This window comes from Clostridium saccharoperbutylacetonicum N1-4(HMT), from assembly GCF_000340885.1.
Classification (GTDB): domain Bacteria; phylum Bacillota; class Clostridia; order Clostridiales; family Clostridiaceae; genus Clostridium; species Clostridium saccharoperbutylacetonicum.
Genome location: NC_020291.1, coordinates 5581018 through 5597466, shown reverse-complemented (window position 1 = coordinate 5597466; position 16449 = coordinate 5581018). Strand labels below are relative to the sequence as shown.

Here is a 16449-nt window from a genome sequence, read left to right as displayed (position 1 = left end):
GAGGACAGATTATGAAATTTTCTTTAAAAATAAAATTAATGATTACTTTCTTTTGTGTGATTTCAATACCAATGAGTGTTTTAGGAGCAATTTCATACACAATGTCTAGCAGAGCAATACAAAGTTCTGTTGAACAACAATTGAAAGAACAGTCTTTTGCAGCAGCTAATTTAATTGATGCTAGAATCAAATCGTTGAAAAGCACTTTAGAAGTAGCAAGTTTAAATGGCGATATTAAAGATGCAATTGCAAATTCTAATACTGAAAATATGAATAAAGCATTTGATTATATAATGAAGGTTCAAAACAAGAATCAAGATTATATGGAAGTTTTAATTGTAACTGATATGACTGGTAAGGAGCTTATAAATAATCAAACTAAAACCCCTGATATAGATTTGAGTGATAGAAATTATGTTAAAACTGCTATTAGTGGAAGCGAATGTGTTAGTGAAGCTCTGGTTTCTAGAACTACAGGAAATCTTGGAATTTCTATAGCTTATCCAATTAAAGATGGAACTAAGGTTATTGGTACTTTAATTGGAAGTATAAAATTTGCTGGTATTTCATCTTATGCAGCACAAATTAAACTTGGTACAAGTGGATATGCTTATATGATTGATAGAAAAACTGGATTATTTGTTTACCATCCAGATAATTCGAAAATATTAAAGGATAATGCTGGAGATACAACAAATGAAGAACTTAAGAATATAATTGAAAATATGAAAGCAGGAAAAGCTTCAGAAGGATTTTATACTTATGACAATGTGAAGAAATATGTAGTTTATCAACCCGTTGGTGATTGGGCAATTGCAGCAACTGCAGATTATAATGATTATATGTCACCAGCAATAAGTATAAGAAATTATACAATGGTCATAGTATTAATATCAATTATAATTGCAATGGTATGTGCATTTATATATTCGACAAAGGGAATTAGTAATCCAATTAAGAAATTAGAAAAATTAATGAAACGTGCTGGAGATGGAGACTTAACAGTTAGATTTGAACTAAAGAGAAAAGATGAAATTGGTGAACTTGGAAAATCTTTTAATAATATGATAGAACATCAAGATGAAATAGTTAGAAAAGTACTAAGTGCTTCTGGACAATTAACAGCGGCTTCAGAAGAAATGGCAGCTTCGTCAGAAGAAATTAGTGCAACTACAGAGGAAATCAGTGCAACTATAAATCAAGTGGCTGTAGATGCAGAAAGGCAAAATGAATCTATAGTCGATATTTCAAAGGTATTAGTGCAATTATCAAGCCTTGTGCAGTTAGCACAAAACAGAGCTAATGCAACAAGTACAAATGCAGGAAATACAATGAGTGCAGCTGAATTCGGAAGAAAAAAAGTAGAAGAAACAGTAAAAGTTATTAATGTGATCAGCAGTGGAAGTGATGAGACTGCAGAAGCGCTAGATGCTTTAAATGCATTGTCTGGAAAAGTAGATGGAATTGTAAGCACCATAAATGAAATTGCAGAACAAACAAATCTTTTAGCATTAAATGCTTCAATAGAAGCAGCTAGAGCAGGGGAACATGGAAAAGGCTTTAGTGTAGTTGCTGAGGAAGTAAGAGTATTAGCAGAAGAAACTAATGAAAGATCAAAGGAAATTGCTGAATTAGTTAGTGAAATGGTTAAACAGACACAAAATGCAGTAAAATCAATGGATAAGTCAAAATCTGAAGTTAATAATGGAGTTAAGATAGTATCAGAAACAGATAAAGCTTTCGTTGATATTATGAAGGCAATAGAAAATATAGTTAAGCATGTTAATGAAATACTTGATATTACTGGAGATGAAGTTGCATCATCAGATAAGGTTGTTAAGCTAATTAATGAAATAGCAACAATAACTGAATCTAATACTGCAAGTAGTGAAAATGTATCTGCTGCATCGGAAGAGCAAGCAAATGTAATAAACAACTTCACAGCAACAGCACAAGAAACAAGTGCTATGGCAGAAGAATTAACTAGACTTGTTGAAAAGTTTAAAGTATGAGGTGATGAGGATGGAAAATAACACGACTATTAGCATAGCAAAAGATTTTACAGTAGATGAAGTAGCAGTTTTTAGGCTAGAGATAAACAAATTAATAGAAAAAGGTCAAAGGAACTTTACTTTTGATTTTAGCAAATGCGATTTTATTGATAGTACAGGCCTTGGGGCATTAGTTGCCATTTACAAAAAATGTGTTGAAAAAAGTGGAACTATAAAATTAAAAGCCTTAAAACCAGAAGTGGAAAAGTTATTTAAATTAACACGATTAGATAAGGTTTTTGAAATAAATCCATAAGTGGCTCATAAATATAGTTTTTAATTTTTGAATATATATAGATATCCAAAGCGAGAATTAGACTTATGTGGTAACTTACCGAAATCCAATGCATTTGTCTTCTGCAGGACTAGTGAAATTTTCGCTGGAAGGTTCTAGATGGGAGCTTATCACTATTTTAGCGTGTTCCAGATGTAAAATCCCCAAGGAGAAAGTTCATGTTTCCAAATATAAAATTTGGACATTCACTTTTGGACAAACTTAAATGAAACAAGCTCCCATTAAGAACCTTCATCAGCTCAATTTCACATGCCTGCTCCAGAAAAATGTATCGGATTTCTAGTGTGGTGTGGTGTTGTGATTATAATTTCTTAATGATGCATGTATATTCCATTTATAAGTTTGATTCTTAAATTTGATATCTATAAGATTTAATTATAAATTTTTAATTAATGGGGGAATACCTTCGGGATTTCTTCAATTGAGATTTAGAATTTAAATTAGAACTTATATAAATAGTTATTAAAAATGAATGGAAGTTTCAGTTTATGTATAAAGAGGAAGAAGTAGTAGAAATGTTGCAAAATAATATGATTTTAAACAAAGTTACAATAGATAAACCAGAACATAAACTATTAGAAAAAGAGCTTAATGGAATATTAAATGGAATTCCTGATGTAATAAAAGTATATAATTTGGATTATTCGATATGCTTTTTTAATGAAGCTGGATATAATTTTTATAGAAAAGAAGCAAAAGAAGTCAAAGGTAAAATGTGTTATGAAGTTCTGGGTAGAAATGAAAAATGCCCAGAATGTGCCTTTGATGAAGTTATTAAGACAAAAAAGATGATATGCCAGGAAAAATATGTGGCTGAATTAAATAAGTTTATGGATGTTTGTTATAATCCTGTCTTTGATGATAATGGTAAAATGATATATATTGTTGAAAGACTAAGTGATATTACGGAAAAAAGAATCCTTCATAAAATACTTGAAGAAAATGAAGACAGATATAAACAAGTTATCAACAGTATACCAGATGCAGTAGTAATAATTGTGGATAATATTATAGTTTTAGGAAACCGAGAAGCATGTAATTTGCTTGATTTAAGCTATGATAAACTTATTGGAAGCAATATATATAAGCATTTTCAAGAGAAATATGTAAAGATGCTGCATAAAAGATTTAGAAATATAATAGCTAATAAAAAAGTTAAAGATATTTCTGAATATGAATTTATTCTTTCTGATAGGAAAGCAGCTACATTACAAATTTCAAATAGTTATATATCTTACAGAGGAAAGCCAGCAATTATATCAGTGCTTAGGGACATAACTGATATTAAGCAGGAGTTAAATAAGGCAGCAGAATTTCAAAGAAAAACTCTTCAAAAGGATTTCCCTGCAGGAGAGTTTATTAATATTGAAACAGTATATGTGCCTGCAAATACAATCAGTGGGGATTTTTATCGTATATATAAAATAAATGAACATTTAATTGTTGGTATGATTGTTGATGTTAGAGGAAAAGGAATATCAGCAGCCTTAAGTATATCTGCCTTTGATGTATTATGTTTTCAAGAAATAGCTATTACCCATGAGCCAATGGAAATAGTGAAAAATTTAAATAAGAAATTAGTAAATTATTATGAAGAAAATTATATTGCAGTATGCTGTTTTAGTATGGATTTTAAAAAGAAAGAACTTAAGGTAGTTGGAGCAGGAATAAATCAGTTTGTTTTTGAAAGAGAAAAAGCAGAAGAAAAAATTGCAGAAGGAACTTTCTTGGGAATGTTTGAAGACAGTGAATTCTCTGAACAGGTAATTTCCTTTGATAAAGGCGATAAAATTTACTTTTTTACAGATGGCTTAGATTTTATATTAGATGAAGATAAGGTTGTAGAGAAGTATATGGAAGACGTTGGAATAAAAGAATTTAAAAATTATATTAATGAATTTTTAGAAGACACTATATTAGAAGTTGGTAAACTAAAGGATGATTCAACAATGATCGCAATTGAAGTATTATAATGCGTTTAGTGATTTCATATAGAGTTACAATGTTCCAGTTGACAGTCTAAGCTGATTGAGATAGAATAGACTATGCAAGATGAACATTCTTTGAAAATAGAATATGTTATTAAACCATCTTAAACTATGGGGGCGTTTTGGCTTCGACGGGGGTGGGATGAGTTTATTAAGCGAGTCGAGGGAAGCATGGTGCCTCGTTAATAAAGTATGCATTAAATGTAAACGCAGAAGATAATTTTGCAATAGCAGCTTAGTTTAAAGCTGTTCATCAGCCCAGGTTGCCTACGGCCTGGATCACTGGTGTCATTAAGTAGGAAACGAAGCCTAGCAAAGCTTTGAGCTAGAGGGGTATTTATGAAGCTACCGAGAAGTATAGCCTGTCTAAGGGCGATACTTTGGGGGAATCTTAAAACTTAGACTGCACTCGGAGAAAGATAAATTCAGCTGCTTTCGGACACGGGTTCGACACCCGTCGCCTCCACCATGAAACCCACGAAAATCTAAAATTTGGATTTTTGTGGGTTATTTTAATTTTTTATGTAATACAAGTTAAAAAATGGATAGGTTTTGAAACTGTGTTGAAAATTGATATGTATTAAAGAAATAGATTATAATATAGATGGAATAGGTTTTAGGATGTTGCATTATTCCAAGCGTGGATTCTATATTAGAAGATATTAAAAAGTTACCATTACATCAAAAAGAACAAATACTTTTAACTTTAGAAGAAATTCTTATCTTAGCTTCACAAGTAAGTCAAGTAGAACAAGGGGTTAAATTTGATTGAGAAAAGAAATTTTCAATATAACATAACATATTAATATACAAAGTAAGCAGAATGTGATGCTCAGGTAAGGTTGGTTTCAAGCTTAACGGGCAATAACAGTATGTTTTGCAGGAGAAATACAGCAGTAAACTTTGCTAAAGTTCCATTAAAACTATTTTAGCATTAGGATAACCTTTCAGAAAGTTTAAGTTAAATATGTATAGATTTAGAAAGCAGAAAAGAATCAGCAATTAAGAAATTATATTTTCGGGAGAATACAAAGTATATACTATGGACACTTTCTCAATCTATAATATAAATAAAAATAATAAAAAAACAAATAAGTCTAAATGTATTCATGGATTAACTATTGGCTACGGCGGCGGAGCTAGTATAAAAATTAATGAAGAACAAGAAAGTATAATATTAGAATTATTATCATAAAAACTCTTGATGGGATATTGAATTAGTAAGACAATGGGGTATAAAAATGCCATAATGGCTTAATTGATACTATTTTATTTGAAGATGAGTCAATGATTAGAGATTATCAAGCAATACAAAAAAATTGATTTATAAAAGGTCATCAAAGAAAAATACCTACATACGGTAAAATTGTAGGTATGAAACTTATATGTATATTGGACTATGCTACTGGTAAAGTTTATTGTGAAGAGCGCGAGAGATATGATGAACAAGTATTTCAGAACTTTTTAAATAACATATTATAAGAACATCCTAGCTGGAAATTTATTGTAATTCTAGATACTGTTGAAATTCATTATGCAAAGCTTATATAACCGTTTTTAGATGAAGTTAATGAGGATAGATTTGAATTAATTTACCATGATATAATCCAGAAATTAATTTAATAGAGGGGTATGAGAATGGTTAAAACCCTCTGTGATCAATAATGTGTTTTATGATTCTTTGGTAAGTGTTAGAATTGAAGTTCAAAAGTTTATCAAAACGATAAATATGGTTCTTACTCAAACAATAGAAAGTCTACGCGTTCGAATGTGGAAATCAATTTGTGACATATATGCTATCTATTGATTCTATTATGTTTATTTCTAATAAATTGAATTAAGATATAAAAAGCAAGTATATTAAAATGGATTTATAATTGTGGAGGTATAATATGAAGTTTGATATTTATAAAATAGCTGATAATTATAAGCTCTCAGAGACAGAGAGACAGGTTTTGCAATACATATTGACTAATATTGATTCTGTTTTAACTAAAGGTGTAAGAGATGTTGCAACAATTAACTATACATCGGCGGCAACAATAATAAAGCTATCAAAGAAGCTAGGTTATACAGGCTATGTAGATATGATATATCGCCTAAACTTCATAGTAAAAAATCATAAAAACAATCAAGAACATACCTCTGATATTACTAGCTTCATATCAGAAATTGAAAATAAGAAAATAGAAGATTTCATTTCTATGCTAATTAAACATAGAGAAGATATAATTTTTATAACAGCCACTGGATTCTCTGATTCGATTGCAGATTTCTTTTGGAGAAAGATGTTAGTGCTTGGATTTAAATGCATTAAAACAAATTCGTATGGAGTATATGACAGCAATCAAATAGGAGGTGCCTTAGTTATTGGAATATCTAAAAGTGGAGAAACGGAAAGTATAACAAAAGTGATTGATTATGCATCAAAAAATGAATTGGATATCATAACTTTTACTGGCAAGTCAGAGAATCATATGGCTAAAAAGGCAACCTTAAATTTTATGATATTAGATGATAAAGAATTAGATGATAGAAATCTTACTGCGAACTATTTTTATTCTAGGGTAATGATTGTAATGGAATATTTGCTAGACAAGGTAATGAGTAATTTATAAAATATATAGAAAGCTATCTCGAGGTTAACTAATGAGATAGCTTTTTTTTGGTGTAAAGGTAAACATGTTTACTTTTGAGTCAACATGTTGCTGAAACGTTTAAAACTATTAACAATATCTATTAATAATGATATCCTATTCTCACAGGTAATTACCCAAAGAAAATTATAAAATAGTGAAGGGGAATATTTAAATGAAAGATAAGATTTTAAATAGTATGCAGAAATTTGCCAAAGCTATGATTGGACCGGTCTTATTCTTACCTATTGTAGGTATGTTGATTGCATTAACAGCAGTTTTCACTAATACAACATTTGTAAAAGAAGGCGGAGCAATTTGGGTAACAGGAAAATTCTTTAATGGAATGTTATCACCGATTATGGGGAACTTGAGTATTTTGTTTTGTGTCGGAATAGCTATGGGGATGTCAAAGAAGAAAAAAGCGGAAGCAGCATTCATTTCTATTATGTCATATATTCTATTTTTAGGTGCGAATAGTAAGTGGTTAGAGCTATCTGGAAAAATAATTAAAGGTGATACAGCATCAGCTTTATATGGAACAGGGCAGACAATCCAACTAGGATTCCATGTGACAGATATGGGAGTGTTTCTAGGAATGATTCTAGGAGTACTAGTTGCTATAGTTCATAACAAATATATAGATAAAGAATTTAGTGGCGCTATGGCTCCATATGGTAATAGTAAATTTGTATTCGTTATCATGATTCCTGTAGTAGCTATATTAAGTATTGGTACTACATATGTATGGCCTACAATAGCAGCTGGAATCACAGCTCTTACTGGATTTATGAGTTCTGCAGGGGCAGCTGGCGTGTTTGTTTATGGATTTTTAAATAGATTCTTAGTTCCAACAGGCTTACATCATTTAATTTGGTCTCCATTCCTATATTCAGCAGTTGGTGATCAGATGATAATAAATGGCCAAAATGTAATTGGAGCAAAACCAGTTTTCTTAGCATTGCTTAATGATTCAACAATCTCTATTATGCCTGATTCAGCAAGATTTTTAACATATGGATTAGTTAAAACTTTTGGTGTAATTGGAGTTGCCTTAGCATTTTACTTCACTGCTAAAAAAGCAAAGCGCAGTAATTTAAAGGCACAATTAATACCATCAACATTAACAGCCGTAATCGCAGGTATTACAGAACCATTAGAATTTACATTTATTTTTGCAGCACCATTATTATGGTTTGTTTATTCAGTGATTGATGGATTATTCCAAATGTTTGTATACCTATTAAATGTAAGAGTGTGTGCAACTAATGGAATATTAGATTTTCTAGTAATAAACTTGCCAGCGGGTATAGGCAAAACTCATTGGCCTGTGTATATACTAGTAGGATTAGTTGAAATAGTTGTGATTTTCTTAGTATTCAAATTTATGATTGAGAAGATGAATTTAAGAACACCTGGAAGAGAAGAGAATGATGCAGATGCTGTAATTGATTTAAATGAGAATGCAGCAAAAGTTAAGCAAGATATGAAATCAGCAAATAAAAATAATAGCAAAGCTAATAACGATGATGAAAAGGCGTTAACAATAATTAAAGCATTAGGTGGAAAAGCAAATATAGTTACAGTAGAAAATTGTTTTTCAAGACTTAGAGTGGATGTTGTAGATAATAGCTTAATTGATGAAGAAGCTTTAAAAGGAACAGGTGCAGCAGGTGTTGTGAAAAAAGGAAATAATATACAAGTTGTATATGGCCTTTCAATTAATAAAATTAGAACAATAGTAGATGAAGCATTAGACAGAGTAGAATAAAATTAAGGAGGAATTATTAAAATGAAAAAATTTAAATTAGTAATAGTAGGCGGAGGAAGCACATATACACCAGGGATTGTAAAGAGTTTACTTTCAAAGAAAGAGGATTTTAAAATATCAGAATTAAGATTATATGATATAAATGCGGAACGTCAAAATAAAGTAGGAGTGATAGTAAAGAAAGTAGTAGAAATGTTTGATCCAGAGGTAAAACTTGTTCTTACAACTGATCCAGAAGAAGGATTTAAAGATGCAGATTTTGTTTTTGCTCAAATGCGTGTTGGATTATATAAAATGAGAGAACAAGACGAAAAAATTCCACTAAAATATGATGTGGTTGGTCAAGAGACATGTGGTCCTGGAGGATTAGCATATGGATTAAGAACAATATATCCTATGGTTGAAATGATAGATTTTTGCGAAAAATATGCAAATAAAAATTATTGGATTGTTAATTATTCTAATCCAGCAGCTATTGTAGCAAAAGCTATGTATAAGTTAAGACCAAATGCAAGGATTTTAAATATATGTGATATGCCAGTTGCAATTATGAGAAATATGGCTAATATCTTAGATTGTGATAGACATGATATAGAAGCAGATTATTTTGGATTAAATCACTTTGGGTGGTTTACAAAAATTAGAGTTAGTGGTGAAGATAAAACTGAGGAGTTAAAAGCATATGTAAAGGAACATGGTTATATTCCACCTGATTCAAGAAGTGAAGTAAGACATAATGATGCATCATGGCTTCATACATTTGATAATGCTAAACATATAGTGCAAATGTTCCCTAAATATCTTCCAAATACGTATATGCAATATTATCTTTTAGGAGATAGAATTGTAAAAGAAGCAGATAAAAATCATACTAGAGCTAATGAAGTAATGGAAGGAAGAGAGAAGAAGATATTTGATGCTGTAGATCAATATAATGCTACAGGGCAAATTGATCTTACACAATTCTTTACTGGAGTGCATGGAGAATTTATTGTTGAAGTTGCTATGAGCTTAGCTTTTGATTTAAGAAAGAGACACTTAGTTATGGTAGAAAATAATGGAGCAATAAAAAACTTACCTGACGATGCCATGGTAGAAGTGCCTGCATATATAACTAAAGATGGGCCAGAACCAGTGCGTGTAGGAGAAATCCCAACTTTCTATAAAGGAATAATTGAACAACAAGAAGCATCAGAAAAACTGGTAGTTGAGGCTGCTATTGAAGGCTCATATGAAAAAGCACTTATGGCATTTACTATGAATAAAACAATTCCATCTGCATTTGTAGCAAAACAGATTTTAGATGATATGATTGAGGCTAATAAAGAATATTGGCCAGATTTAAAATAGGTGAATCTATGTTTAATATATTTAATAAAAAAAAGAATAAAAGGTTGTATGCATTTGCTACTGGTGTAAGTGTAGATTTAAAAGATGTACAGGATGAAGTATTTTCACAGAAGATGATGGGGGAAGGAATTGCAATTAAGCCAAGTGAAGGAAAAATATACTCTCCTTGTGATGGAACTATCGTTGTAGTTATGAAAGAAAGTAAGCATGCAGTTGGTATTAAAACAAAAGATGGAGTAGAATCTCTTATTCATGTAGGTATTGATACTGTAACTTTAAATGGAGAAGGTTTTGAACTGCATTGTGAAGAAGGAAAAGCTGTAAAAAAAGGTGATCTTCTCATAAGCTTTGACAGGAACTTTATTAAAGAAAAAGGATTGGATGATATTACTATGCTTATAATATCAAATGCCAATGATAATAAAATAACGAACTTCAATGTTGGAAAAGATATGAAAGCAAAGGAAAGTCCTTTAATAGAATTTAAATAGAATCTAGCTAAGTTTAAGGTATTTAGAAAACTTAAAATAAACATAGTGAACTCTTATAAAATCTTTTAAGGAATATGGAGAAGAAAGCTATGCTTTAGTGGATTTTAAAGGTCATGCTTCGCCTCCACCATGAAACCCACGAGAATCTAAAATTGATTTTCGTGGGTTGTTTTGTTATAAAAAATTATAGTTTGATTTTAATTTATTAAATATATTTTAGTAGATTGTATTTTATGGTATAATTTTGTGTAATATGTATAATTAGGATGTAAAAGAGAGGGCTCAATGAATTATATTATGCAATTTCTAGTGTTTTTAATATTGTCTATTTTTATGGATTATGTGCATATGAGAATGAAGATATATTCTTATTATAAGGTGATTTATAGTATTAAGACTTTCAATTATAACACTGTACAAAGAGCACTAAAAATTTTAAATATTTTTTTGATAATATTAGAAAAAACACCGTATTTGTTTTTTAATAATAAAAATATATGTGATAATTACGAACTTTTAGGAGATATAATTAGTGAGTATTCAAATCAATTTAAATGTTCTCCAAATATAAGAGAAAAAGTGTGGATGATTATTAATGGAATTATTTCAATAGTAAAATATATATTAAAAATAAGAATTATTTACATACTGTTTTGTATATATATGGTTATATGTTTTTATAAAGATTTAATAATTAATTATATTATGCTTAATTTAGTAAATATAAAAGATGTGGTTTACTCCATGAAAGATAATTTTGTAGCTTTTATGGAATTTTTACAAAAATATGAAAACTTAATTCTAATAATAATAATTATTACCGTATTGCTATATGGAATTAATTTAAATAAAAGGAAAAAAGAATTGACTATTGAAGAGGTTTGGGAAAATAAGGAAAAGGAAAATGTAAATAAAGTAGCTGAAAAGTTAAATGACATTCAAAATATAATTAGTGAAATTGCTGTGATAGTTTACAACAATAATGAGGTTTTGAGAAGAATGGTAAGGGGGTTAGAATTTGATAAAAAGTTATATAAACATAATGACTTTAAGATTAGAAGTGACATTTATGGATATTTAGATGGATTGAAATCTTATAAAGATAAAATGGAATTAATAAAAAGAAAAATTGAGGTAATAGAAGACTTAGGCGGAAGAAATGCTTATATAGAATATCATAAAAATATATGGAGAGATTTTATTGAACTATATATAGCAAACAGCAGTATGAAATTTAATTCATTACAACAAATTTATTGCGTAGATAAAACAGAGGTAGTTGAATCCATTAATAGAGAATTTGAAAGTTATAAAGGTAGTGAACTTATAGAAAATGTTCAAAATGTAATTAGGGTTAGATGGATAGAAGGATTAAATTATTTGAATTCAATTGATAGATATTTAAACTATGTACATAAACGTAAAATTAAATTTAAGAAGCTAGAAAGAAAAATAAATTCAGTATTAACTTTGAATGAAATTGCGAATGAACTAAAAAAGAGATTAAAATGAAAAGTATAAGATACAATTGTAGATATTAAAATAAGTTTCATTTAATTAAATGAAAGAGGCTTTAAGACTAAAGCTGGTACAATGTTTAAAGTGAATAGCATCCATAGCATATTAACTAATGAAAAATATACTGGAGTGTATACTTACAATAAAACAGCGAAGAAGTATGCTTTCGGGAAAAAAATCGCACGCCTATAAAGATGAAAGTGAAATAATAAGAATAGAAGGTGGCATACCAGCAATAGTTTCTAAGGAAGACTTTGAAGAAATTCTAAAAATGCGTAGAAAGAAACCAGGAACTAATAAGGCAAAGGAAAATTATTTACTCACCGGATTAATACGCTGTGGATGCTTATTAAGGAAATCGTGGACATGCTAAAAATAAGCCTATGTATGTGTCTTATAGATGCTCATTTAGACAAAAGACAAGCTCTAAGGTTTGTGACAATAAAGAAATATGTAAGGAGTATATTGAAGAATATGTATTGTCTGAATTAGAAAGAAAAACATTTAATGATAGGGCAATAATTTATATAGCAGAAGGTATTAATAAGAACCTTCAAAAGCAAAATAAAGTTGATGATGAAAAGAAGTTAGTATTAGTAAAACAAATAGATGAAGTTGAAGGGCAAATTAGTAATATAGTAACTGCTATAACAAACGGATTTGTTCAAGAAGAATTTAAAGCTAAAATGGATGAGCTTAAGAATTGTAAGAGTGAATTAGAAGCTAAGCTGTCAGAAATTGAAGCTAAGGATATTAATCAATTAGTAACAGAAACAGATGTAAGAAGTCTGTTAAGCAATTTTAGTGGCTATGTAATTAGCAGGAATGTTCCTGAATGCAAAAAGTTCATAAGAGACTTTGTAAAAGAAGTTATAGTGTATAAAGAACACATTGAAGTTATCTTCAATGTGTCTTTTTCTTTGCTCAAAAACAGCCAAGGAGTTAAAGTTGTAAGTGAAATCAGCAGGTATGATTTGTATGATAGATATAGTCAGAGCTTTTATATAAGAGTGTCATAATAAAAATGAAATTTATCAATTAATACAAAATAGTTTTTTTAAAAATAGTATTTTGCTGTATAATTATTATATAAGATGGAATATAAGGGAAGGTGAGATTGGGTGAAATTATCATATTATTTATTTAAGAATACAGTAGAAGATTTTAAAGAGATTATAATTGATAAAAAAGTTAATAGTGAGAATAATTATGAAGAATTAAATATACTAAATGAAAATTTAAATTTTGAAACTAAAGTGTATATTCAAAGAAATAAAACTAGAGAACAAAAATGGCTAAAATTTCTTGAGAATGATGTTGAAATTGTAGATAAAGAAAAATTAAAAAATACAGTTAATTCATTTATAATTTTAATAAAGATTTATAAAGATAATGATGCATATTTCTTTGGGATTACTGGAGGCATGGGGTTTACAGGAATTAATAAGGATAAATTAGAAAATGATTTTGGATTAAAGGTAACGTTAAACTGTGTCAATCCATTGGAATTAAAAGCTTTAGATGTAAGAAACATTGACACTAAGACTAGACAAAAAAGAATTCATATTAATAAGGGGAGTAGAATAGGGGAATTTGATTTTGACTTTCAACAAGATATTATTAATTTAGTGTCAGGAAAAAGTAAGATAGAGGAGATTGGTAAAAACTTAAGGGGAACATCATCATTAAGTTTAGACAGCGATACTACATTTGTACAGTTAGGTGAGAAATGTAGTAGTTTATTAGATCTATATTTTAGTAAAGATTATAAAGATGAATTTGATTTTGTTGATAATATGACATTAATAAAGAATAAAGAAATAAAAAATACATTATTCCAAACGATATGGAAAAAAATAGAGAAAAGAGAAGAGGATATAGTGTTAACATATCCAGATATGATTGAATATGAAAGATGCAATAGTTTTAGAATAGTATATAACTCTAAAATAAAAGAAATTGAAGAATTAGATATACTAAAATTATATGATTTTCTGGACAATTTCCATATTAATAATTATGAAAAGATAAAGGTAATAGGCTTGGATGAATTCGGAAATCCTATTACCACGTCTGTAAGTATAAAAGAATTTATCGTGTGTGAAATCAATTATGATGGTAAATTATATATATTTACATTGAACAATTGGTATTACATTGAGGATAATTACTACAATATGATCCAGGAAAGTGTAAATCAAATAAAATTAATAGAAGGGAGCTTTTTAGAACCTATTAAAGAAGGTGAGAGTGAGGGAGTTTATAATGAAAGGCAGCGTAATGATTTTTTTATACTAATGGATAAAAAGAATTTTCAAGTGCCAAATTCTAGAAGTAAGATAGAAATTTGTGATTTATTTTCGAGAGAAAATCATTTTGTTTGTGTAAAAAAAGATACTTCATCTGCTACTTTAAGTCATCTTTTTTCACAAGGGTCAGTTTCAATGGATTTACTAAAAAATATTCCAGAGTATAGGGGAGAGCTTATAAAGCATATTAAGAATAAATTTAGTGATAAATCTTATAGTATTGATAATTTCCCATTTGATAAATCAATTGTAGTTTATGCAATTTCTACTAGTAAAGAGGGAGACATTAGAAACATTATTCCTTTTTTTAGTAAGGTAAACTTATTACAACATGTCAAAAGAATTAGAGAATTGGGAATGGATGTAAGACTATTTAAAATTCCTGTGATTAAAGAAGTGTAGAATTGAGTGATTTTAAAATATTTAGAGGATTTTCAAGATGGTATAAATAACTAAACATTTTAAAGTATAAGTATTAAAGGTTTCTTATATTAAAAATAAATTTAGAAAATCAATAATAAATAATATAGTATAAGACTTTTTAGTAGAGGAGTATAGTTTTGAATAATTTTTTTAAAAATATCGAGTATTGCGGTTTTGAATTAAAAAATGCAGTGAAATACCTTGAACAAGAATTAAAAAATGTTATAAAAGAAAGTAGAAATAAACAGGACATAGATATAATTCTTGGTTATGTTGAGGAATTTTATATTATGTTTGAATTAGAAAATAATATTACCGATGACTTTATAGAGGAAGTTAAAAAGATGGATGCATATAATATTACATGGTTATTTGAGGATTCTCATAAGTTGTATTATCTAAGTAAAATGGGATTAGGAAGATATGAATTTTTCCAAGATGCTTTCGATGAATTCATAAAGAATGAACAAAGACTAAGTGGATATATTCATAGTAATAATTATGATCATGTTGGACCGATGAGAGTTTTAATAGAGATAGAACCAAAATCAGAATATACAAAACTTGCAGTTAAATATTTTATTGAAAATTATAATCCAAAAGAGTATGTAGAAAATGCAATAGGTATATTATCATTATTTGAATATAATTATTATGATTATGAAGAGTTACTACAAAGATATGCGAATGATCTAAAAGAGGGATTTGGAATAAATGGATGTATAAAATGCGATTATAAGCAAGAAATAAATACAGCTTTAGCAGTACAAGCAATAGGTGCTGTATGTGGAAGGGAAGATCCAATTGTTGAAAGTGGAATACAATGGATAAAAACGAGATTATCAAGTGATAATTATACTGAATTAAAATGGTATATGGGAGAATGTTTACTTTCTTTAATTAGTGCAGGAGATGGAATAAAAATACCATTAGTTGATTTGAAAAAAAATAAATTGTTAAATAATCAAAAAAATAATAATTCAGAAATAAAAAATATAGATACCAATAAGATCTATTCGTATAATGAAGTTGATTTAACATTAGATAGAATAATGTCTAGATTTCATATTGCAGCAAATCAAATGAAAAATAGATATTCTTCAAGAGATAAATTTAATATTAGGGATGAATATGATGTACAAGACTTATTACATGCATTTTTAAAATTGGCTTATGATGATATTAGAGTAGAGGAATATACTCCAAGTTACGCTGGAAAAAGTTCAAGAGTTGATTTTTTACTTAAGAGGGAAAGTACAGTAATAGAGGTTAAAAAAACAAGAATAGGTCTTGGAGCAAAAGAAATTGGAGATCAATTGATAATAGATATTGAGAGATATAAAACTCATCCTGACTGTAAGAAATTATATTGTTTTATATATGATCCAGAATATATTATAGAAAATCCTAATGGGTTAGAAAATGATTTGAGTTTTAATAACAATTATTTGGAGATTATTACCAAAGTAATTCCTAAAGGATTATAATTATCTCAATTTTCTGAAGTATATGTGAGGATAATATTAGGGATATTACACTTAGCAATATATTAACGAATAAAAAATATAACGATTTATACTAACTTATTTGATAACAGCATTGATTACTAGAATAATA

At 28.7% G+C, this 16449-nt stretch carries 13 protein-coding genes, 1 other RNA gene and 1 pseudogene; all 15 read left to right on the top strand.

All coding sequences use genetic code 11. The features are described from left to right. Window positions 1–11 precede the first annotated feature (11 nt). The 15 genes and pseudogenes from CSPA_RS24635 (at window position 12) to CSPA_RS24580 (ending at window position 16319) form a co-directional block, all read left to right on the top strand. On the top strand, window positions 12–2012 hold the full coding sequence (locus tag CSPA_RS24635; RefSeq protein ID WP_015395126.1) for a methyl-accepting chemotaxis protein: 2001 nt from the start codon (window positions 12–14) through the stop codon (window positions 2010–2012). Between the two features lie 10 nt (window positions 2013–2022). Further along, window positions 2023–2307 (top strand): STAS domain-containing protein, encoded by a 285-nt coding sequence (locus CSPA_RS24630; protein WP_015395125.1) that lies wholly within the window; start codon window positions 2023–2025, stop codon window positions 2305–2307. A gap of 527 nt (window positions 2308–2834) precedes the next feature. Further along, entirely contained in the window at window positions 2835–4319 is a 1485-nt protein-coding gene (locus CSPA_RS24625) for a SpoIIE family protein phosphatase (RefSeq protein WP_015395124.1), read from the top strand. A 128-nt stretch (window positions 4320–4447) separates the two neighbouring features. Next, window positions 4448–4803, top strand: a transfer-messenger RNA (tmRNA) gene (gene ssrA / locus CSPA_RS29330). Window positions 4804–4965: 162 nt separating this feature from the next. Beyond that, window positions 4966–5097: pseudogene (locus tag CSPA_RS29610) on the top strand (IS1595 family transposase); the annotation flags it as partial. A 279-nt stretch (window positions 5098–5376) separates the two neighbouring features. Continuing rightward, on the top strand, window positions 5377–5529 hold the full coding sequence (locus CSPA_RS29860) for a hypothetical protein (protein ID WP_017810360.1): 153 nt from the start codon (window positions 5377–5379) through the stop codon (window positions 5527–5529). 697 nt (window positions 5530–6226) lie between these two features. After that, a complete protein-coding gene (locus tag CSPA_RS24620; RefSeq protein ID WP_015395123.1) occupies window positions 6227–6952 on the top strand; it encodes a MurR/RpiR family transcriptional regulator in 726 nt (241 codons plus the stop codon). A 193-nt stretch (window positions 6953–7145) separates the two neighbouring features. Beyond that, a complete protein-coding gene (locus tag CSPA_RS24615; RefSeq protein WP_015395122.1) occupies window positions 7146–8741 on the top strand; it encodes a PTS transporter subunit EIIC in 1596 nt (531 codons plus the stop codon). 21 nt (window positions 8742–8762) lie between these two features. Beyond that, window positions 8763–10091: a 6-phospho-alpha-glucosidase gene (locus tag CSPA_RS24610; protein WP_015395121.1), complete on the top strand. Its 1329-nt coding sequence runs from the start codon at window positions 8763–8765 to the stop codon at window positions 10089–10091. Between the two features lie 8 nt (window positions 10092–10099). Continuing rightward, window positions 10100–10582 carry a PTS sugar transporter subunit IIA gene (locus CSPA_RS24605; protein ID WP_015395120.1) on the top strand — a complete coding sequence of 161 codons (483 nt, stop codon included), beginning with the start codon at window positions 10100–10102 and terminating at the stop codon, window positions 10580–10582. Between the two features lie 285 nt (window positions 10583–10867). Beyond that, window positions 10868–12094 (top strand): hypothetical protein, encoded by a 1227-nt coding sequence (locus CSPA_RS24600; RefSeq protein WP_015395119.1) that lies wholly within the window; start codon window positions 10868–10870, stop codon window positions 12092–12094. 118 nt (window positions 12095–12212) lie between these two features. Then, window positions 12213–12473, top strand: a complete 261-nt coding sequence (locus CSPA_RS29855) for a recombinase family protein (protein ID WP_241393439.1) — start codon at window positions 12213–12215, stop codon at window positions 12471–12473. A gap of 16 nt (window positions 12474–12489) precedes the next feature. Beyond that, window positions 12490–13119, top strand: coding sequence for a hypothetical protein (locus tag CSPA_RS24590; RefSeq protein WP_242832566.1), 630 nt, complete (start codon window positions 12490–12492; stop codon window positions 13117–13119). A gap of 102 nt (window positions 13120–13221) precedes the next feature. Beyond that, the gene (locus CSPA_RS24585; RefSeq protein ID WP_015395118.1) at window positions 13222–14811 is read left to right on the top strand and encodes a DUF6119 family protein; all 1590 of its coding nucleotides are present in this window, start codon (window positions 13222–13224) and stop codon (window positions 14809–14811) included. A 158-nt stretch (window positions 14812–14969) separates the two neighbouring features. Then, window positions 14970–16319, top strand: coding sequence for a PD-(D/E)XK nuclease domain-containing protein (locus CSPA_RS24580; RefSeq protein WP_015395117.1), 1350 nt, complete (start codon window positions 14970–14972; stop codon window positions 16317–16319). The last annotated feature ends 130 nt before the right edge of the window (window positions 16320–16449 follow it).